Raw genomic sequence first — 20706 nt, forward strand, 5'->3', positions numbered from 1 at the left:
ACCTGTTCTTAATTAATGTTATAATTTACTCCAAGGCCGAAATAGAATGAGTTTGCCTTGGCCTGACCTGCGAAATTGATATTCTGGTTATTGAAGACCCTGCTTTTGGGGAAAGTCTTGGCCGCAGCCAGGTCTACACCCAGGCTGCCGAACTTCAGACCCACACCGCCGGTGATTGCATGAGCATCAAATGATGGTGTCTCAGGAATGAAATTACCATCTTCGTAAGGCGATTCGTCATAGTACCATCCCAGTCTGCCGGCAATCTTGGAGGTGAACAAGTATTCTGTACCTACGCGGAAATTCCTGGTATTATGGAAATCCTTGATGTTGGTAAGTACTGTTGGGTCTGCCTGGTTACCGATAGGTGCGTTTGCGAAATCGAGTGTTAGCCTGTCGTATTTCTCCCAACCTACATAATTCATGTCGGCAGAAAGTTTCCATTTTGGTGTAACCTTAAAGGTAGCACCAATTGTATATTCCTCCACAAGAGGTAAAGTAGCTGTGAAATTATCCTGACCTGCAGCGTTGATTCCAATAAGTGGGTAGAGTGCCGGACTTACATTAAAAGTAGCTACACCATTGTCCGCCTTCATGTTTACAGGGGAACGGTATGCCACGGAAACGTCCCATTTCTCATCGGGCTGGAAATAAAAGCCCAGTCCAAATCCGTGACCTTTGGCTTTCTCGTCCTTAATATTAAGTGACCCGTTGTACAGAGTCAGCCCTTTGTCCCAATCCACAGATCCGGTAGCGTAAATATAACTCGCTCCTACAGATGCCCAGGGGGCCAGTTTTACAGAAACCATTGGCTGGAAATACATGGCCTTCAATGCCAGTTTCTGCACGATTTCATTTCCCTCCCAGTCATTAGGCCACTGAATAGTACTTCCATAGGGTGTAGTAAAACTGAAACCCAAAGAAACATTGTCCAGTACCTTATAGGCCACAGCTGCGTAAAGAGGCGTCCCGATTGGGTTGTCTGTTTCAAAGGACTGCAGAGTAGTCGGATTCTGATAAGTTACGTTGGTTATTGCACCGAAACCTCCTGCCGCGACGCTAAGTTTGGCCGGAATAAACGACATACCTGCAGGATTGAAGAATGCAACACTTGCATCTCCTGCATGCGCGCTGGTGTGCGCCATGGCGAGCTGCTTAACGCCCTGCAGTGAAACCCTGAAAGCTCCTGCATACGTTAAAACTCCTGCCAGTAAAGCTGTAGAGATTAAAACTTTTTTCATAATCAATGATTCGTATATGTTGTTCAAATATATAATTAATTTTATTTCTGTGTTAATATTTCTTAATATTTATAGGGACTCGCTAAAATTTACGCTATGCTTCGAACAGGTGTTTGTGGATGCGGTTCGAAGGATTCGGAGGCAGGTCTGTCAAATTAAACCGGCCTGATAAGCCACGATATAAAAATTATTCTAAATTTGCAGATTGAACAAATTTTAAAACAGATAAATATGAGTTGTGGATGTAAGACATCCGGAGATTCTGCTCATAACTGCGGAACAAAATCCGCGAACGGCTGTGAAAGTGTTGATACCTGTGGTAATAGCTATAAATTAAGTGTTTTTGACTGGCTTTCAAATATTAACAATCCCACTTCCAGTAAGTGCGATATGGTTGAAGTCAGATTTAAAAATGACAGAAAATGTTTTTATAAGAACATAAACAGTTTGCCGCTTCACATTGGAAGCATCGTTACAGTAGAATCGAGTCCCGGACATGATGTGGGAGTAGTAAGCCTTACCGGAGAGCTGGTTAAGGTGCAGATGAAGAAGAAAAATGCTTCTGAAGAAGGTGCCCTGAAGATTTACAGGCTTGCCAATCAGAAGGACGTGGAAACCTGGCAGGAAGCCAGGGCACGGGAAGAACAGACCAAAGTTCAGGCGCGTAAGATCGCTCAGCATCTGCGGCTGGATATGAAGATTACCGATGTCGAATTTCAGGGAGATAACGGTAAGGTCACTTTTTATTATACGGCAGAAAACCGTGTGGATTTTCGCCAGTTAATAAAGGAATTTGCTGGAGCCTTCCGTACCAAAATCGATATGAAGCAGATTGGTTTCCGCCAGGAAGCTGCAAAAATAGGAGGAATCGGGTCCTGCGGCAGGGAGCTGTGCTGCTCCACATGGCTTACCGACTTCCGTTCGGTGAATACAAATGCCGCACGCTATCAGCAGCTGAGCATAAATCCGCAGAAACTGGCAGGACAGTGCGGAAAGCTAAAATGCTGTCTCAACTATGAGCTGGACAGTTATCTGGACGCGCTCCATCATTTCCCTTCTACAAGCACCACTCTGGATACGGAGAAAGGTAAAGCGTTCTGTATCAAGATCGACGTGTTCAAGAAGAAGATGTGGTTTGCCTACATGGACCATTCAGCTGCATGGTATGATCTTGACATTGCAGATGTAAAGGCAATGATAGCTCTAAATAAAAAAGGGGAAAAAGCCAGGCCTTTGGAAGATCTGAAAGCTGTGGCACCCGAGGTCTTTGCAAAGAATACCGATCTTATTCAGGAGAACAGTGTGGACCGTTTTGAAGGCAAAAACCGGAATAAAAACCGGGGACGTAAGCCGGATAACAGAAAACCGGACAACCGGACAAACGCAGAAAGCCGTTCCGGATCAGAAAATAAACCCCGGAAACCGAAAGGTGAGCAGAAGCCAAAGCAGCAGAATGCTCGTCCGGAAGGCAAGCCGGCAAGAGAGCCCGGTACACCCAATCCAAACAAGAAGAAATTTCACAAAAAAGGTCCACCAAAACGTGATACGAATGCCTAAAGTATTTATGCTGCTTGCCTCCTTGTTGCTGCTGAGCTGCACTTCTGACGGATCCGATATCAAGACCAACAGCCTGAACAGCAGTTGGATCAAGGATGCGGAACAGCGCTTTGACTTTGATATCGACCAGGCTCAGAATCCCAAAAACATTATCTTTGTAGTAAGGAACAATAACACTTATCCTTACAGCAATATCCGTTTTATTGTAAAAGTTTCCAATCTTAAAACTAAGAAGGCAGAAACTGATACGGTAGAATATACGATGGCTAAGCCGGACGGAGAATGGTTGGGCAAAGGTTTTGGTGAGATCAAGGAAATTCATTTTCCCTACCGCACAAATTACCGTTTTCCGCAGGACGGAACCTACAGCATTGGCATCATTCAGGCGATGAGAAATGATACCCTGAAAGGGATTGAAGACATAGGTGTAAAGATAGAGAACACAAAACCATAATTATTAGCTATGGACGTTAAAAAAAATACGGATGGCACTACCCGCAAGACTTTTCCTTTACCTCCAAAAAAAGGAAGGAACAGAGGATGGAAAAAGTGGGTAAAGTTTATCTGGACGGGCCTGGTGGCAGTAGTATTGGGTATTGCCGCACTCTTTTTTGCTGTATCGCAGGGATTCCTGGGTGAAATGCCGGAAGTGCAGGAGCTTGATAATCCTGATATCTACGTAGCGTCTGAAATTTATTCGGCAGACGATGTGCTGCTGGGTAAATTCGAAAAAGAAAAAACACAGCCGGTTACATTCGCAGACCTGCCCCCTTTCCTGGTGTATGCCTTGCAGGCCAAAGAGGATGAGCGTTTCAAGGAGCACTCAGGTATTGACCTGCAGGCTGTGGCGCGGGCCGTGATTTATGGAGGCGAGCGCGGTGGTGGTTCTACCATAACCCAGCAGCTGGCTAAACTTCTTTTTACGCCGGATCCGGCATCCAACAAAATCAAAAGAGGTTTTCAGAAACTTAAGGAATGGGTTGTGGCGGTAAGTCTTGAAAAGAGATATACCAAGGAAGAAATCATACAGCTTTATCTGAATAAATTCGATTTCCTCTACAATGCCAACGGAATTGAGATGGCTTCACGGATATACTTTAATAAGAGTACGAAGCAACTTACACTACCTGAAGCCGCAATGTTTGTAGCCATGCTGGAAAATCCGGTGAAGAATAATCCAAAGAGAAATCCGGAACGTGCCAAGGAGCGCCGGGATGTAGTTTTAAGCCAAATGCTTAAGACAGGATATCTGGATCAGGATACTTATGATAAGGCGGTTAGTCAGCCTGTGGTCCTTGATTACCAACCGGTAAAATCTATTGACGAAGGATACTCTGCCTATTACAAATTTCACCTCAGAAAGGAAATTGAAACCTACCTGAAGGATTACGAAAAGAAAACGGGAAAAACACTTAACCTGTTTAAGGACGGTCTTAAAATATACATCACGCTGGATTCGAAAATGCAGAAATATGCCGAGGAGTCCATTAAAGAGCATATGACGGAACTTCAGGCAAGTTTCGACAGGGAACAGCGCGGACGCAAGGATGCACCGTTTTATTATATTGATAAAAAGCAGATTAACGACATTATGATGTCTGCGGTGAAAAGGACAGGACGTTATAAACAGCTAAAGGCTGCTAATGTTTCGGAAGATTCCATTCTGATTGATTTCAATACGCCTACCCGCATGTCCAGATTTACATGGAATGGTGAAGAGGAGGTTGAAATGTCTCCGTGGGACTCCATCAGGTATCACAAACAGATTGCACAGGCCGGACTGATGTCCATGGTGCCGGGTACCGGCGAGATCAAAGCCTGGGTAGGAGGTATCAACTGGCAGCACTTCCAGTATGACCATATAAAGCAGGGTAAAAGACAGGTAGGCTCTACATTTAAACCGTTTGTTTATGCCACTGCAATTATGAATCTGGGAATGACACCATGTTCACAGGTTTCCAACGCCACCTACCGCAAGGGTACCTGGACCGTAGAAGGTTCCGGAGGTATGCTGGCACTTAAGGACGCTCTGGCACATTCCAAAAACCCGGTGGCGGTACGGCTGATTGAAATGACCAGTCCTAAAAAGGTGATCCAGACCGCCAGAGATCTGGGGGTTACAGAAGATATTCCCAATGAATACGCCATAGCCCTGGGATCATCGGATATTACCATCTATGAAATGTTAGGCGCCTACAGTACGTTTGCTAACTATGGTAACTATATGAAACCGGAGATGATCTGGCGGATTGAAGATGCCAATGGCCGCGTAATTAAGGAGGTTGAACCTGTGGAACGTGAAGTAATGAACGAGAAATATGCCTATACGATGATTGAACTGATGAAAGGTGTGGCACAGTACGGTACCGCTGCGGGTGAGCTTGGCCGCAGAGGCATCAGTAAAGCCGTTGAAATCGCAGGTAAAACGGGAACAACAAACAATAACTCCGATGGTTGGTTTATGGGGATTACCCCAAACCTGGCAACAGGTGTTTGGGTAGGCTGGGAAGACCGAGCCACGCACTTCCGCAGTACAGGTGAGGGTCAGGGTGCAAAGATGGCACTTCCGATTTGGGCAATCTTTATGAAGAAAGTCTGGGCCGATAAATCTTTAGGGGTGACGCCGGAGGATAAATTCGTGAAACCTTCGGACTGGACCGATGGTTGCCAAAACCTGCAGGGTCTGGGTGGTGGTTATGGCGATGAGGGACCTTTACCAACTTTAGAAGACCTTAAGAATCCTACGATTGAGGAACCTGTAAGAAACAACAGCAAATCTCCGGGACGTAAAGAAGATAATGTAAATGAAACCCTTAATTCCGGCGATGAAATAGATTTTAACAAATAAACTCATCATAGAACTCTCCCTTCACTACAAGGGGGAGTTTTTTTTACTCCCTGCGCTTTCTTTAACTTTACCTGATGAATATTCAAAAAATTACCCAGAAGTACCTTGATATTTTTCCCGGCGATCTTACCGGAAACCTTCAGCAGCGGCAAACGCCAAATGTCCTTTTCTCCACCGTGAAGCCAGTAGGTTTTGAACGCCCCAAACTGCTTCTTTTTAATACTGAACTTTCCGAACAGATAGGTCTCGGCCCTTTTGATGATAAGGATCTTTCCTTTTTAGCGGCCACTGATTTGCCGGAAAATGTGCGGACTTTCGCTACGGCTTATGCCGGGCATCAGTTCGGCAACTGGGCAGGACAGCTGGGTGACGGTCGGGCTATATATGCAGGCGAAATTAAAAATCCCCAGGGAAAAACTACGGAACTGCAGTGGAAGGGAGCAGGTGCTACGCCTTATTCAAGATCGGCGGACGGGCGTGCGGTGCTGAGGTCTTCTCTGCGGGAATATCTGATGAGCGAAGCCATGTGGCATCTTGGTGTGCCCACTACGAGGTCTCTGAGTTTGGTGCTTACAGGAGAGCAAGTGGTGCGCGATATGATGTATGACGGAAATCCGGCACCTGAACCCGGCGCGGTGGTGATACGAACTGCCGAAAGCTTCCTTCGCTTTGGCCATTTTGAACTGCTGTCCGCGCAGAAAGACATTACATTGCTGAGAAAGCTGGCTGACTTTACGGTAGCAAGTTACTTCCCCGAAATTAAATCGGAAGGAAGTCAGAAATACCGCGATTTCTTTACATCCGTATGTTCCAAGACAGCGCTGCTGATGTCGGAGTGGTTTCGGGTCGGTTTTGTTCATGGTGTAATGAATACGGATAATATGTCGGTGCTCGGTCTTACCATAGACTACGGACCCTTTTCAATGCTGGACAGTTATGACCTTAATTTCACCCCAAATACCACCGATCTTCCCGGCCGCAGGTATGCTTTCGGTAAACAGGCACAAATCTCACAGTGGAACCTCTGGCAACTGGCCAATGCGCTTTTCCCGCTGGTAGAGGATGCCGGATTTCTGGAGAAAACTCTAAATGATTACAGTGACAGATTTTGGCAGGAACATGACCGCATGATGGCTTCAAAATTTGGTTTCGACCAGCTTGTTGAGGATGATGAAGAATTTTTTACGGAATGGCAAACCTTGATGACAGAACTTCAAATGGATTATACCCTGTTTTTTACGGAGCTGGAAAAGTGGGAAGAGTCGGTGTCTGTAAATGATTTCTTCACAAAAGTGTCCTATTCCCCCGCGTCCGAAGAGTTATTGTCTTCACTTGACCGATTTTTTAAGTCTTACAGTTCAAGAAGGAGCCGGAATAAGATTTCCATTGCCGAATCCAGAATGCTGATGGCTAAAACCAATCCTAAATTTATCCTTCGAAATTACCTTCTATATGAATGTATCCAGGAGGTAAACGCGGGTAAATCCGGTATGCTGGACAAACTGCTTGATGCGCTTCAAAATCCCTATCAGGAAATTTATCCCGAATTTTCAGTAAAGAGGCCATTAGGGTACGATGATGTATCCGGCTGCTCAATGTTGTCCTGCAGCTCGTGATTTTGATGTATTTTCGCAAAAAAATTAACATCTGTGAAATTCAGAAATAAGCTTGTAGCTTTTCTTAAACTCGTTTTCCCCAGCACTACTCCGGAAGTGGTGCTTTTTTTTGTTTTCCTTACCGCCTATGGCGTATTGGGGTTCATAATAGCGGTTAATTACCGTATTATCTTTGACAACCGAATTCCATGGGATGCTTACTTTAGTTTTGACAACCGTGCTATTGTGATGACAGGTGGGGGTTTTGAGCGCCATCCGCTGGCCAATTATTTTTTTGATGTAATCCGGATGGCGGGCCGCGAATTTTCAGGCGGGCAGTACAACGCTGATTTCAGGTTATTTCTAGCCTGGTGCAGTGCCCTGACGGTGAGTTTAAGTATGATTCAGATTTACAAGTATTTAAGAATAATAGTCGGCTTGCCGGTTTACCTGTGTCTGTTTTTGGTGGTTTTCTTTTCGCTCTTCAGCACAAGTCTTTTACTGTCATTCACGCCGGAAACCTACACCTATACCCTGTTTTTGCTGATTCTCTTTAATTACTATGCCGCTTTGAAAATCCGGGAAGATAAGAAGATCCCGACTGCTGCTCTGGCGCTGGCGACCGTTTCCATAGGAGGACTTACGATTACAAACGCTGCCAAGGTTTTTGTACCCGTGCTCCTTGAAAAAGGACTGTTCCGGAGCTGGCGCAAAATTCTTAATGCCTTTGTGAGAAGCCTGACAGCAGTAGGCGTATTTGTGATTCTGTATTTAAGCCGCCTCAATTTCGATATCGAACGGATCTTTACCAAAACAGCCGCACAGTATGACAAATTTTCTAATCCCAAAGTAACACCTTTTTGGGATATGGCTGTTTCGTGGTTTTGGGGTGGAAATATCCTTTTTCCGGGTTTTGTGATCCGGGATTATCACAATGCCAAAGGGTTTGAATATAAAGCCCTGTTTATGGATGTCTATAACGGTTCACTTCCATACGTATTCTGCGGGCTTCTTTTTATTCTGTTTGTTTTGGGCTGCGTGCGTAACTTCCGCAACAGTCTGGTTCAGATTCTTATGCTTAGTTTTTTGGTAGATGTGGTCATCCACATTGTTCTTAAATTCGGTTTGCATACGTCCTACATCTACGGAGGGCATTTTATCTTCGCCGTGCCGCTGATCCTGGGCTGGCTGCTCTGCGGTTTCCGCGAAAACAGGACTGGATTGATGAGTGTTTTATCTGTCCTGATTTTACTGTTTGTCTTTCTCGCAATCAATAATGGGGTGAGAATGCAGGAATTCTTCTACTTCCTGGAGGCTTATTATAAATAAAAAAACCGGCCGGAGGCCGGTACGTCTATCAAGAATATTATTTGGCTTCTACACAGAAAACCCTGTATTGTACAGCTACTGCCGTGTTGAAGCTTTGCCTGATTCTGGCAAGGTCAGCGGAAGCACTTTGCTTGGTGAAATAACTTCCCGCCAGAATCTTATAGTTAGGTCTTAGGGAAGCATCTGTTTCCACCTTCATATTCGGAAACCTTCTCCGGAAGGCAGCTTTTACCTCGTTTGCTTCCGCATTGCTTTTCACCACAGCAATCTGGATTTTGTATCCCAGGATCCGCGGATTTCTGCGGCAGATTTCGGCATTGGTGAGTTCGCGGTTCGGTACCAGTACTCGGGCGGGCTTTGGACTGCTGGTGGCAGATGATGACCTGGTATTGCGGTCGCAGTTGTCTTCCATATCCGCCAGGGCGTTCTGGACTTTCGTGTCCATAGAGACCTGCAGCCTGGTGCCGTTTATTGTGTCTACTTTCACAACCTCTTGCGCACCAGCATTATATCCTGTCAGGCACAGCAAAAGGCTGCAAATCTTAAGAAGGTTCTTCATTCAGTATTATTTTAAGCAAATTTATAACAAATAAAAATTATTCCAAACTTCCTTATTTAGAACAGTTACAAATTAGTTGAAAACCAAAATAGGGTCTGCGTTCACCTGTTAAATTCCTGTTAATTGTCTTATTTTTGCGCCACTGATTATGTTCTCTGAAATCTAGAAATTAGTACTAACACAAGTTTATTATCAATGATTAGTTGGAAAAAGCATTACAAAAAAGGGTTGATAGCAATAATGCTGTTGCTTTCGACCGGTGCTTCTGTTTATGCGCAGGGCGATGCCAAAAAGGGTGAAGAGCTCTTCAAGGCAAACTGTACCGCCTGTCACGCTTTGGATAAGCAAATGGTAGGCCCCGCACTGGGCGGAGTGGTGGACAGGTTAAAGACCGAGCAGAATCTGGATACAGACTGGCTTCATAAATGGATAAAGGATAATGCTTCACTGCGTGCTTCCGGCGACAAATATGCAAATGAGGTCTACGAGAAATTTAACAAGACCGAAATGCTTCCTTTTCCTAATCTTAGCGATCAGGATATAGATGACATTCTGGAATATACCACCAATCCACCTGCGCCGGCTCCTGCAACAACAGCGGCTGGTGATGGTGCTGCTTCCGACCAGAATTCCGCTGCAATGCTTGAGGCGGCTCAGGCGCAAAAAACCAATTCTACAATTATTCTTGTTTCACTGATAGCCATCTGTGGTCTGCTGGTTTGGCTTCTCCTTAAGCTCAGACAGTTGGTTAAGCTTCAGCAAACTGAAGAACTTGCCGGTCTTAATACCTCCAGAAGTATGTCTTTCGGCGCGCTTTACGAGAAATACAGCTATGTAGGTAAGGCGCTTTTGGGTCTTCTGGCTCTCTTTGCTTTCTACGGTATCTGGAACTGGTTAATGTGGATTGGTGTTTACAAGGGATACAAACCGGAACAGCCTATCTACTTCTCTCACAAGATTCACGCGGGCGAGAACAAAATTGACTGTCAGCTTTGTCACTCTTCAGCAAAATACGGTAAGGTTTCAGAAATTCCTTCAATGAACGTATGTATGAACTGCCACCGTAATATCTCTGAATACAACGGGTCTTACATGGAGCCGGGTAAAGATAAGGCATTCTATGACGCGGAAATCCAGAAAATATATGCCGCTACCGGTTGGGATCCTGCGACACAGCAGTATACCGGGAAGACGCAGCCTGTAGAATGGGTAAGAATTCACAACATGCCGGATTTCGTGTACTTTAACCATGCACAGCACGTTGTTGCCGGCGAGCAGGCAATCATAAGCTCACACAACAAGAAAAATCCGGACAATAAGATCGATGTTGTCTGTAAAGCATGTCACGGTGCGGTTGATACGATGAACGTAGTTCAGATGGCCAATGACTTTACAATGGGTTGGTGTATAGACTGTCACAGGACGACTGAAGTAGATATGGGCAATTCTTACAATAAGGAGTATTTCCAGAGTCTGCATGATAAGCTGAAGAAGCAGTATCCTAAGAAAGAAGGAAAGATTACTGTGGACGCGATCGGCGGTCTGGAGTGCGGTAAATGTCATTATTAATAACTAAAAATTAGAAGTATCAATGGCTTCAAATAAAATACAATTCAGAAGTATTCACGAACTTAAAGACCCGGCTTTAAACGGTAAGCTGGCTCAGAAAGAGTTTCAGAATGAAATTCCTGTTGATGAAATTCTTGGGGATGACCAGTTGCTGAAAAGTGACAGCGGTACCTCCAGAAGGGACTTCCTGAAGCTTTTAGGCTTCTCCACCGCGGCGGTTACTTTGGCTGCCTGTGAAGCACCGGTTATAAAGTCAATTCCTTATGTAGTAAAGCCGCACAGTATTGTACCCGGTGTACCTAACTACTATGCGTCCACTTATTTTGACGGTTTCGATGTTGCAAGTGTTCTTGTAAAGACCAGAGAAGGGCGCCCTATCAAGATTGAACCTAATCCTGCGGCAGGAGCAATGGGTATTACCAGTGCCAGAACTCAGGCAAGTATCCTTTCTCTTTATGACAATGATAAAGTGAAGCAGCCTAAACTGAACGGTAAGGATGAAACTTTTGACAAAGTGGATGATTTCGTTCTGAACGCACTTACTCAAGCACAGGGTGCTGGCAAGAGAATTGTAGTTTTATCACATTCTTTCCCTTCGCCAACATTCAAGAAGCTTTTCTCTGAATTTAAGACAAAATATCCAACGGCCGAGCTCGTAACTTATGATGCTTATCCGTACGGTGCATCTCTTGATGCAGCTCAGGAGGTTTTCGGACAGAGAGCACTTCCTGTTTATGACCTTTCAGCCACTCAGTTGGTGGTATCTTTCCAGGCAGACTTCCTTGGAGATTACAACGGCGGAGGTCTGGAAACTACCTATGCAGCGGCCAGAAAGCCGGGCGCGAATATGCTGAAACATATTCAGGTAGAATCCAATATGTCGCTTTCCGGAGCAAATTCCGATGAAAGGATTCCAATGAAGCCAAGTGAAGTTAACCAGACTTTGCTGGCGGTTTATAACGGACTGAACGGTGGAGGGGTGAATAATCCTGCCGCAGCGAAAATCGTTAAGGAACTGCAGGCTAAAGGTAGCAGCGCTGTTGTATTTGCTGACGGCTCAAAAGCCGCCCAGGTACTGGCACACCTTATTAACCAAAAACTTGGCTCTACCGCTTTCACAGGAAAAGCAAACCTGATGAAGGAGTTCGACGGCGCAAGATACCAGGAGTTCCTGAACTGGATGAATGCCGGTCAGGTAGGAGTTCTTATCACCAACAACGTAAACCCGATATATTCTTCCAACAAAGGACAGGCTTTCAAGGCCGGTCTGGGTAAAGTAAATGCTGTAATTGCGGTCGCTGACAAGAAGAATGAAATGTATAAAGCTGCACACGCAGTAATTCCTGTAGCCAACTGGCTGGAAAGCTGGGGTGACCTAACGCCGCAATCCGGAGTTTATGCACTTATACAGCCTACAATCCAGAAAATCTATAAATCCAGACAGATTGAAGAATCTCTGCTGGTTTGGATTAACGGGAAAAACAATACGAACAATAACTATTACGAGTACCTGAAGGCAAACGCCGCCACAATGCTGGGCGGGACAAGCTTTAACAAGGCTCTGTATAATGGCTTTGCCGCTACTGGCAATGCAGGCGCATCCCTGTCCTACGCAGGTGGGAACGCTGCTCAGGCAGCAACAGAGCTGGCTAACTTGAAGCCTTCGGACTATGAACTTGTTCTTTACACGAAGACATCAATGGGCGACGGTACCCAGGCCAACAATCCATGGCTGCAGGAACTTCCGGACCCTATTACCAGACTTGCCTGGGATAATTACCTGACCGTTTCTCCGGACGATGCCAAGAAACTTGGACTGGAAAACGACCTGAATGCCAGAATGCAGCTGGATGGTTCCAGAGTAAACCTTACGGTAAACGGTGTAACTCTGAAAGATGTGCCCGTATTCATTCAGCCGGGACAGGCTGACGGTTCTTTCGGACTTGCTTTGGGTTACGGCAAAAGTAATTCAGGTAAGATCGCCGAGACAGGTGTGAACGCTTACCCTCTTTTCGATGGTTCCAACCTCACGCTTTCAAACGCTAAGATTGAAAAAGTCAGCGGTATGCACGAGTTTGCAGGTATGCAGCTTCAGAATACATTAATGGGCCGTTATGAAATCGCAAGAGAAGTATCTCTGGAAGATTTTATAAATGTACCTTTTGACGATAAGCTTAAAGGATGGAATAAGCCTTTGGAGTATCACACACTTACAGAATCTGCTCCTGCCGGTAAGATTACTTTGTGGGATGAACATGATGATACAGACGGTCCTCACTTTAACCTTTCTGTAGACCTGAACGCTTGTACGGGCTGTGGTGCATGTATCATTGCCTGCCAGGCAGAGAACAATGTTCCTGTAGTTGGTAAGGAGGAGATCAGAATGTCGCGTGATATGTACTGGTTAAGAATTGACCGTTATTATTCAGCAAAAGAAAAGATCCATACCAAGGAGCAGGTTGAAAGAGGCCTTAATGTTCCGCAAGTATATGATATCCTGATAGAGCCGGCTAAGAATCCGGACGTTATCTTCCAGCCGGTGATGTGTCAGCACTGTAATCATGCACCGTGCGAAACTGTTTGTCCGGTGGCTGCAACTTCTCACGGGAAGCAGGGTCAGAACCAAATGGCCTATAACAGATGTATCGGTACAAGATACTGCGCGAACAACTGTCCGTATAAAGTAAGAAGATTCAACTGGTTTACCTATAACCTGAACGATAAATTCGACTTTAATCAGAACAACGATTTAGGAAGAATGGTTCTGAACCCAGATGTCGTTGTAAGGACCAGAGGGGTAATGGAAAAATGCTCTATGTGTATCCAGATGACTCAGAACACTATTCTTGAAGCCAAGAAAGAAGGCAGAAGAGTGGCAGACGGGGAATTCCAGACAGCTTGCTCGCAGGCGTGCGGAACCGGTGCTATGAAGTTTGGTGACATGAATGATAAAAAATCAGAAGTTAGGAAACTGTACAGCAGTAACAGAAGATATACGCTTCTGGAGGAAATCGGTACGAAGCCTAATGTGTTTTATCATACCAAAGTTAGAAACAGAAGAGAAGATAATAAAGTATAAATAATAATAAGGTAACAAATGTCACATTACGAAGCCCCGATCCGGGAACCTTTAATTATTGGTCACAAAACCTATCACGATATCACCGAAGATATCGCCAGACCCATCGAGGAAAGAGCCGGTAAACTGTGGTGGATTTCTTTCTACGCAGCTCTTGCACTTTTCATTTACGGCTTCGGCTGTATTGCCTATACCATCGGTACTGGTATCGGTGCCTGGGGCCTTAACAGAACCATCAACTGGGGTTGGGATATTACCAACTTCGTATGGTGGGTAGGTATTGGTCACGCAGGAACACTTATCTCCGCTGTACTTTTACTGTTCAGACAGAGATGGAGAATGTCCGTTAACCGTTCTGCCGAGGCCATGACCATCTTCGCGGTTGTTCAGGCGGCTATTTTCCCTGTAATCCACATGGGTAGAGTTTGGGTAGGTTACTGGGTATTCCCGATTCCTAACCAATACGGATCGCTTTGGACCAACTTTAACTCTCCTCTGTTCTGGGACGTATTTGCAATCTCCACTTATTTCTCTGTATCTACCGTATTTTGGTTCATGGGTCTTATCCCGGATTTTGCAATGATCAGAGACCGTGCAAAAACGCCGTGGACGAAGAAGATATACACCTTCCTGGCCTTCGGCTGGGGTGGTAAAGCCAAACACTGGCAAAGATTTGAAGAACTTTCACTTGTTCTTGCTGGTCTGGCAACGCCACTTGTATTCTCGGTACACACCACAGTATCCTTTGACTTTGCTACGTCGGTAATCAAAGGATGGCACTCCACCATTTATCCGCCTTACTTCGTAGCAGGTGCAATCTTCTCCGGATTTGCAATGGTACAGACTCTTCTGTTAGTTGCCAGAAAAGTATGTGACCTGGAGGATTATATCACGATGTACCATATTGAGATCATGAACATCGTAATCATTGTAACGGGTGGTATGGTAACCGTAGCTTATGCATGTGAATATTTCATCGCATGGTACTCCGGAAGCCGTTATGAGGATTTTGCATACCTGACTCCGGGTGCCGCTACAGGTCCGTACTGGTGGGCATTCTGGTCACTGATTATCTGTAACCTCGTTGTACCTGCACTGTTCTGGTTTAAGAAAGTAAGAACGAATATCATCGCAACATTCATCATTGCCCTTATCATTAACATCGGTATGTGGTTTGAACGTTTCGACATTATCGTTATCAACCTGTCACGCGATTATCTACCAAGCAGCTGGACCATGTTTAAGCCGTCCATCATAGACGTTGGTGTATTCCTTGGAACCATCGGATTCTTTTCCGTACTCTTCCTGCTGTATGCACGTACATTCCCTGTAATCGCACAGGCTGAATTGAAATCTATTCTGAAAATTTCAGGTGAAACCTATAAAGCAAAAGAAGGAGATGAGCACCACTAAAATAATTTACGGCCTGTATGCCGACGATGATGAACTGATGGATGGCGTTAGGACTTTCAGAGACAAAGGAATTGCCATCAACGAAGTTTACACCCCATTTCCTGTACACGGACTGGACAAAGCACTTGGTTTAAAGAAAACCCGTATTTCCGATGCTGCATTTATGTATGCTGTTTACGGTGTTACTGTTGCCATTCTTATTTCATGGTACGCTATGAATCATGACTGGCCTATGAATATCGGCGGAAAGCCTTCCTTCACCTGGTGGGAAAATATGCCGGCGTTTGTTGTACCGATGTTTGAACTTACAGTATTCTGTGCTGCACACATGATGTCGCTTACTTTCCTGATCAGGAATAAGATGTATCCCCTGGCACCGCCGCAGAATCCGGATCCGCGTACCACGGATGATAAGTTCATGATGGAGTTCCTTACAGATGATGTAGAGACTGTGAAACAGATCCTGATTGACACAGGAGCTGAGGAAATAACTGTAAAAGATGCGTAAAATGAAACAGAATATATTCAAAATAACTGCAGCTTTGGCAATTACTACGGTGATGCTTAATTCCTGTGGTCCCAAGGATAATCCGCCATTGGTTTATTTTCCGGATATGTATTTCCCGGTAGCCTACGACCCGCTTATGAAAGCGGAGGATGCTTATTCTGACCATGAAAATGAAATTCCTGCTTTCGTTAAGAACGGCGGTGCTACAGGAATGATTCCGGTAGACGGCACAGTAATGCAGAATAAAGACGGAATTGCAGAATCTAATTCTGCCGCAGCAATGACGCCGGACCAGTACAATGCCGGTTATGCAGAGTCAAAAGGTATTACAGCTTCCCCACTTAAAGCTGCAGGTCAGAAGAAAGACCTTGAACGAGGTAAAGTACTTTATGACCGTACCTGTGCGGCATGTCATGGTACTGCCGGTGACGGACAGGGACCCATCGTACAGAGCGGTGCCTACAGTGGCGTACCTAAATATGCAGACCGCGAGATTTCCGTCGGTTCGGTTCATTATGTAATTATGCACGGAAGAAACGCTATGGGATCCTACGCAGGCCAGCTTAACGCAGGCGACCGCTGGAGAGTGGCCATGTACGTTATGAATGCTTTTAAAGGTGGTATGTCTTCGCCTACTACAGCCTCCGCTGCCGCAGCAACAACAGATTCTACCGCAACACAATAATAAAAAGAATTAAAATGTATAGTTTTTCGCCTAAATTAAAATTAGTTTCTATTATACTCCTCGTTGCCGGTTTGGTTCTTTTTACCGCGGGATATTTTATGAACCATGGTATGGATGATACCAGGATAGAACATATGATGGAGGCTGCTATGAGCTCCGGAGAGAAAGCTCCGTCGCACTCCAGCGAAGTAATGACACCCGCCAAAGATCATGATGGTCATCTTAAGCATGCAAAACATCAGATCCACAACCAGCCGCTTGCTTCAATACACTTTATTGCGGTGTTCTTTTTCGGAGTTAGCTGTGCGGTAATGTTCTTCTACAGTATTCAGCATGTGGCTCACGCCGGATGGCCAATAATCATTACACGTGTTATGGAGGCTATAGGTGGTTACATCCCTTACGGTGGTGCCATTCTGATCATCATCATGCTTCTTAATATCACACACAACGGTCATCTGTTTCATTGGATGGATCCTGAACTTACAGATCCTAACTCTGATCAGTTTGACGTAATCCTGTTCGAAAAGAAAAAGTTCCTCAACATTCCCTGGTATGCGTTCCGTACGATACTGTATGTGGTAGGTGCTTCATTCCTTGCCTGGAAACTCAGACAGATGTCCAGAAAAGTGGATGAAACCAAGTCTCTGAGAGACTATCAGTACCTTTACAGATGGGCTGTCGGTTATATCGTATTTTTCGGTTTCGCATCCGCAGCGTGGGCGTGGGACTGGTTAATGTCTATTGACCCGCACTGGTACTCCACCATGTATATCTGGTACTCTATGGTATCCTGTCTGTCCAGTGGAATCGCAGTGATCATTATCCTGAGTGTTTATCTGAAGAAAACCGGTTTCCTTCCGCAGTTCAATGATAACCACCTGCATGACTTGGGAGTATTCCTGTTCGCATCAAGTATGCTTTGGACATATACCTGGTTTGCGCAGTTCATGCTTTACTGGTATGCTAACGTACCGGAGGAGGTTAACTACTTCTTTGGCAGGTTCGAGCACTATAAGGAAATTTTCTTGCCGATGCTGATCCCGAACTTCCTGATTCCTCTGTTGGTAATGGTGAGTTCAAGTATTAAGAGAAACTATAAAGTAGTGACTACAATGGCATTCATTGTACTGTTTGGTCATGCCTGGGACTACTTCAACATGGTAATGCCCGGTACGATTGGACCATACTGGAGAACTCCGGAACTTTGGATCCTTACCATTGGCGCGGTACTGTTTGTAGTTGGACTGTTTATGTTTGTGGTTCTCCACACCCTGTCTAAACTCAAACTTATTCCTGAAGGTAACCCTTATCTGCACGAATCCAAGATTTACGAATATCCTTTCTAAAGGAAACTTCAACATATCAATCCCCGTTAACTTATGTTTTCGGGGATTTTTATTATCTTTTACAGCTTTAAACCCAAATCCTGACCGTTTAAGTATTCAGCATTTGAAGTTGCTTTTTAAACAGTCTGTTAGATGAAAATAAATTAGACTATGAAAACAAAATTTGTCTCGCTGATACTTTCTTTCGCCGCATCCTTTTTAGTTTCTGCACAAACACTGAAACTGGTTTCCGCTACTTCAGGCGAGCCACTAGCTAATGTCAGTTTTTTTTCAGCAAAAGGTGAACTCTTTACAACATCTGATATTGAAGGGATAGTACAGCGCGAAGCATTATTGCCTGCGCAGGAAACCTATATCCTGATACATGACTCTTATAAAATCGCGACCGTATCTGCAAAGGATCTGGATAGTGGAACGCTGAAGTTGAAGGACAGGATAACTGAAATTGCGCCCGTCATTGTAAGTAACAGGAAGGCGAAATACATGACGGTTCGCGGACCCTTCAATGTTTACCTGACAGTGAACAAAGAATTTAATGTTTATGCGGATGGAATAGCAACGTATGTTTACGACAGCAATACCAAAAAGGTTAAGGACCTGTATATTGAGCAATACCGTTCATTCACCAGGAAAAATGAAAAAGAAGACCGGAAGAAAGTCGCTTCTTTGGTATATACCGGTTTTCTGAAGCTTCCGGAACTGGAGCGTGTTGGCAAAATGCAGGAACAGAAAACCAACCCTAAAAGTAAATATAAAGAGATAAGTAATAACGGGTATACAATGATGCAGTTTAATTCAGCAGGGCTTCAGGATAAGCCGTTCACCATATTTGGATACAGCTTCTATGATTTTATTTATAACAGCACCGTAAGTTTTACAGAGGGTTCCCTAAATCTGCGCGACTTTACTTCGTACACCGAGCAGCTTGATTTTAAACTTAAGCATAAGTCCGAACCGGATTTCCATCAGATGGTTAAGTATGCCACCTTCATCCCGCAGGAAATTGGCTTTACAGACAAACCGCAGCCCACCAAAGTGCGTTTGGATCCTACCAAAAGTTACTATAATGAACGTTATTGGGAGGAAACCGGTTTTCCAAATATGCAGCCGGTCTTCAGCAGCTTCAGTGGCCAGGGACTTAACGAGGGGCCTAACAGCGGCCAGCTAAATTAAGAGGTGAAGTATGGGCAAAAAAAGGTAAATTTGTATGAAATGACCTTTCTATGAGAAAATTAACCCTGCTGCTGTGTGCGGTTTTCCTGTTATTAATTAGCTGCAAGAAGGATGCTGTAGATTCCACCAATCTTAAAACCTTCCAGTCCAGCATCAACGATATGGCTTCCAGCCTCAATACCCTTCAGCAATATAAATTTAATGAAGCCTTGTATATTCTGAAGACTTTTGCCGTCGATGCGGAAGGCGAAACACACGAACTTGTGCAGCTTTCAAAACTCCTGGAAGGCAAGAAGGTTCCGGACATTTTCCGTATGGCCGACGAGGTGGCCAGGGAAAATGGTATTGACTGGACCAGTACCGGTCCGCCATCGTTAGGTGAAATGAATATTTTTGAAGATGTAACGGCTAAGGAATCGGATGCCAACGATATCAGTGCCAACGCCCTGCGGATAACCACCCGACCCACCCAGTCCGACAGTATACTTGGACCCAAAGCCCTTGTGGTAGTGCCAAGGCTGGTAGATGGAAATGGAAAGAACATCGAATTCAGCGGTGCCGCACTCGAAACGGTAATGGAAGTATTCAGTGGCGGGAATAAGGTTTATACCTCGAAAAATTTAATGCAGGACAATAAATTCTATGGATTTACACTCCGGTTTGATAAACTACCGGCCGAGAAACTTCAGAATAATACCATCGATATTACAGTAAGTGTGAAAACCAGCTCCAAAACGCTGAAGATGACAAATGTAGGCATAAAGGTGAATCCAAATGCCTTGCTACAGCCTCAGGTTGCGGTGCCTGCGGATCCTGGCGACACCGAATTAACTGATCCTTCACTTACCGATCCGCTGGCCGAACCTGCTCCGGGAAATACGCCTGTGGCGTCCGGAGATCCCAAGACCACAGTACAGCGGTTCCTCAACGGCATCAGTACTCAAAACCTACGGTCGGCTTATGAAACATCAAACAATCCTGCCTGGGGTACCTATGAGAAATTTTCAAATCCAACTACCGGTTTTGGCAGCGTGAAGAGTGTGAATGTGAAAGATATCACCACCTCCGCTTCCAATCCCAATTCAGCCTCGGTTTCAGCAAGCTACGATGTAACTGATAAAAATGGGAGTACCTCTTCATTAAATGTGACATTCGGTTTGAAGAATGTAAATGGTGAATGGAAAATTTCCAGCTATAAAATCAATTGATATGTCAGATTTAGTTCCCAGACTATTAAATACCATTGAAACGGTGCCCGATTTTCCGCAGCAGGGCATTTTATTTCGGGATATCACTCCCATTTTTCTGGATCACCGGCTCTATACTGATGTTATTGCGAATCTCGCGGAATTCAGCTGTGGAAAAGTAGATGCTGTGTGTGGTATTGAAAGCAGGGGATACCTGTTTGGAATAGCGATAGCTGTCGCTATTGGCGTACCGTTTATACTCATCCGCAAAAAAGGTAAACTTCCGCCACCATTTGTGGCCGAAAAATATGATCTGGAATATGGTTCTGCCGAGATTGAAATGCGCGAGGGACAGTTGCAATCCGGGATGCGGGTCCTTATTCATGATGATCTCCTGGCCACAGGAGGCACAACTGAAGCAGCTGCCCGCCTGGTACAGAAGCAGGGCGGCAAAGTGGTTCAGTTCAGTTTTCTCATAGGCCTTAAAGGGTTGCAGGGCGAAGAAAGACTTGCCCGGTTTGAGGCAGAAATTCATAAAATTCTTGAGTATTAAAAGTTTCGGAAGCATTGTCACAAAAATTTTGTTAATCATTCTGAAACCACTAAATTTGCAC

At 44.9% G+C, this 20706-nt stretch carries 16 protein-coding genes; 14 read left to right on the forward strand and 2 right to left on the reverse strand.

The window, feature by feature from the left end; all coding sequences use genetic code 11:
* Window positions 1-8: 8 nt before the first annotated feature.
* Complete coding sequence (locus tag F7R58_RS00235; RefSeq protein WP_158063020.1) at window positions 9-1241, reverse strand: OmpP1/FadL family transporter; 1233 nt, start codon at window positions 1239-1241, stop codon at window positions 9-11.
* Between the two features lie 231 nt (window positions 1242-1472).
* Between F7R58_RS00235 and F7R58_RS00240 the strand changes: the two genes are divergently transcribed.
* The 5 genes from F7R58_RS00240 to F7R58_RS00260 all read left to right on the forward strand — a co-directional run bounded on the left by F7R58_RS00240 (window position 1473) and on the right by F7R58_RS00260 (window position 8570).
* Window positions 1473-2798, forward strand: coding sequence for a stage 0 sporulation family protein (locus tag F7R58_RS00240; RefSeq protein ID WP_158063021.1), 1326 nt, complete (start codon window positions 1473-1475; stop codon window positions 2796-2798).
* Entirely contained in the window at window positions 2791-3252 is a 462-nt protein-coding gene (locus tag F7R58_RS00245) for a gliding motility lipoprotein GldH (protein WP_229723823.1), read from the forward strand. Before F7R58_RS00240 ends, F7R58_RS00245 begins: the two co-directional genes overlap by 8 nt.
* 9 nt (window positions 3253-3261) lie before the next feature.
* Window positions 3262-5646, forward strand: coding sequence for a penicillin-binding protein 1A (locus tag F7R58_RS00250; RefSeq protein ID WP_158063023.1), 2385 nt, complete (start codon window positions 3262-3264; stop codon window positions 5644-5646).
* A gap of 74 nt (window positions 5647-5720) precedes the next feature.
* Window positions 5721-7262 carry a protein adenylyltransferase SelO gene (locus tag F7R58_RS00255; RefSeq protein WP_158063024.1) on the forward strand — a complete coding sequence of 514 codons (1542 nt, stop codon included), beginning with the start codon at window positions 5721-5723 and terminating at the stop codon, window positions 7260-7262.
* Window positions 7263-7295: 33 nt separating this feature from the next.
* Entirely contained in the window at window positions 7296-8570 is a 1275-nt protein-coding gene (locus F7R58_RS00260) for a DUF6080 domain-containing protein (RefSeq protein ID WP_158063025.1), read from the forward strand.
* 37 nt (window positions 8571-8607) lie between these two features.
* Here F7R58_RS00260 and F7R58_RS00265 read toward each other — a convergent pair whose 3' ends face one another.
* Window positions 8608-9129: an SPOR domain-containing protein gene (locus F7R58_RS00265; RefSeq protein WP_158063026.1), complete on the reverse strand. Its 522-nt coding sequence runs from the start codon at window positions 9127-9129 to the stop codon at window positions 8608-8610.
* A gap of 195 nt (window positions 9130-9324) precedes the next feature.
* Between F7R58_RS00265 and F7R58_RS00270 the strand changes: the two genes are divergently transcribed.
* The 9 genes from F7R58_RS00270 to F7R58_RS00310 all read left to right on the forward strand — a co-directional run bounded on the left by F7R58_RS00270 (window position 9325) and on the right by F7R58_RS00310 (window position 20645).
* Entirely contained in the window at window positions 9325-10698 is a 1374-nt protein-coding gene (locus F7R58_RS00270) for a c-type cytochrome (RefSeq protein ID WP_158063027.1), read from the forward strand.
* A gap of 22 nt (window positions 10699-10720) precedes the next feature.
* Entirely contained in the window at window positions 10721-13777 is a 3057-nt protein-coding gene (locus F7R58_RS00275; RefSeq protein WP_158063028.1) for a TAT-variant-translocated molybdopterin oxidoreductase, read from the forward strand.
* An 18-nt stretch (window positions 13778-13795) separates the two neighbouring features.
* Window positions 13796-15190 (forward strand): NrfD/PsrC family molybdoenzyme membrane anchor subunit, encoded by a 1395-nt coding sequence (gene nrfD / locus F7R58_RS00280; RefSeq protein ID WP_158063029.1) that lies wholly within the window; start codon window positions 13796-13798, stop codon window positions 15188-15190.
* Window positions 15177-15698, forward strand: coding sequence for a DUF3341 domain-containing protein (locus F7R58_RS00285; protein WP_158063030.1), 522 nt, complete (start codon window positions 15177-15179; stop codon window positions 15696-15698). The genes nrfD and F7R58_RS00285 overlap by 14 nt, the downstream gene beginning before the upstream one ends.
* Window positions 15691-16383 carry a c-type cytochrome gene (locus F7R58_RS00290; protein ID WP_158063031.1) on the forward strand — a complete coding sequence of 231 codons (693 nt, stop codon included), beginning with the start codon at window positions 15691-15693 and terminating at the stop codon, window positions 16381-16383. Before F7R58_RS00285 ends, F7R58_RS00290 begins: the two co-directional genes overlap by 8 nt.
* 14 nt (window positions 16384-16397) lie before the next feature.
* Entirely contained in the window at window positions 16398-17732 is a 1335-nt protein-coding gene (locus tag F7R58_RS00295) for a quinol:cytochrome C oxidoreductase (RefSeq protein WP_158063032.1), read from the forward strand.
* Window positions 17733-17882: 150 nt separating this feature from the next.
* Complete coding sequence (locus tag F7R58_RS00300) at window positions 17883-18905, forward strand: hypothetical protein (protein WP_158063033.1); 1023 nt, start codon at window positions 17883-17885, stop codon at window positions 18903-18905.
* Between the two features lie 50 nt (window positions 18906-18955).
* The gene (locus F7R58_RS00305; protein WP_158063034.1) at window positions 18956-20113 is read left to right on the forward strand and encodes a hypothetical protein; all 1158 of its coding nucleotides are present in this window, start codon (window positions 18956-18958) and stop codon (window positions 20111-20113) included.
* Window position 20114: 1 nt separating this feature from the next.
* Window positions 20115-20645, forward strand: a complete 531-nt coding sequence (locus F7R58_RS00310; protein ID WP_158063035.1) for an adenine phosphoribosyltransferase — start codon at window positions 20115-20117, stop codon at window positions 20643-20645.
* The last annotated feature ends 61 nt before the right edge of the window (window positions 20646-20706 follow it).

The organism is Chryseobacterium sp., assembly GCF_008831505.1.
Lineage (GTDB): Bacteria > Bacteroidota > Bacteroidia > Flavobacteriales > Weeksellaceae > Marnyiella.

What these genes read in the sequence shown, in the direction of transcription:
- F7R58_RS00265 (WP_158063026.1), bottom strand. Translation starts at nt 9,129, where the DNA reads ATGAAGAACCTTCTTAAGATTTGCAGCCTTTTGCTGTGCCTGACAGGA.
- F7R58_RS00285 (WP_158063030.1), top strand. Translation starts at nt 15,177, where the DNA reads ATGAGCACCACTAAAATAATTTACGGCCTGTATGCCGACGATGATGAA.
- F7R58_RS00300 (WP_158063033.1), top strand. Translation starts at nt 17,883, where the DNA reads ATGAAAACAAAATTTGTCTCGCTGATACTTTCTTTCGCCGCATCCTTT.
- F7R58_RS00290 (WP_158063031.1), top strand. Translation starts at nt 15,691, where the DNA reads ATGCGTAAAATGAAACAGAATATATTCAAAATAACTGCAGCTTTGGCA.
- F7R58_RS00240 (WP_158063021.1), top strand. Translation starts at nt 1,473, where the DNA reads ATGAGTTGTGGATGTAAGACATCCGGAGATTCTGCTCATAACTGCGGA.
- F7R58_RS00295 (WP_158063032.1), top strand. Translation starts at nt 16,398, where the DNA reads ATGTATAGTTTTTCGCCTAAATTAAAATTAGTTTCTATTATACTCCTC.
- F7R58_RS00245 (WP_229723823.1), top strand. Translation starts at nt 2,791, where the DNA reads ATGCCTAAAGTATTTATGCTGCTTGCCTCCTTGTTGCTGCTGAGCTGC.
- F7R58_RS00305 (WP_158063034.1), top strand. Translation starts at nt 18,956, where the DNA reads ATGAGAAAATTAACCCTGCTGCTGTGTGCGGTTTTCCTGTTATTAATT.
- F7R58_RS00250 (WP_158063023.1), top strand. Translation starts at nt 3,262, where the DNA reads ATGGACGTTAAAAAAAATACGGATGGCACTACCCGCAAGACTTTTCCT.
- F7R58_RS00255 (WP_158063024.1), top strand. Translation starts at nt 5,721, where the DNA reads ATGAATATTCAAAAAATTACCCAGAAGTACCTTGATATTTTTCCCGGC.
- nrfD (WP_158063029.1), top strand. Translation starts at nt 13,796, where the DNA reads ATGTCACATTACGAAGCCCCGATCCGGGAACCTTTAATTATTGGTCAC.
- F7R58_RS00310 (WP_158063035.1), top strand. Translation starts at nt 20,115, where the DNA reads ATGTCAGATTTAGTTCCCAGACTATTAAATACCATTGAAACGGTGCCC.
- F7R58_RS00235 (WP_158063020.1), bottom strand. Translation starts at nt 1,241, where the DNA reads ATGAAAAAAGTTTTAATCTCTACAGCTTTACTGGCAGGAGTTTTAACG.
- F7R58_RS00270 (WP_158063027.1), top strand. Translation starts at nt 9,325, where the DNA reads ATGATTAGTTGGAAAAAGCATTACAAAAAAGGGTTGATAGCAATAATG.
- F7R58_RS00275 (WP_158063028.1), top strand. Translation starts at nt 10,721, where the DNA reads ATGGCTTCAAATAAAATACAATTCAGAAGTATTCACGAACTTAAAGAC.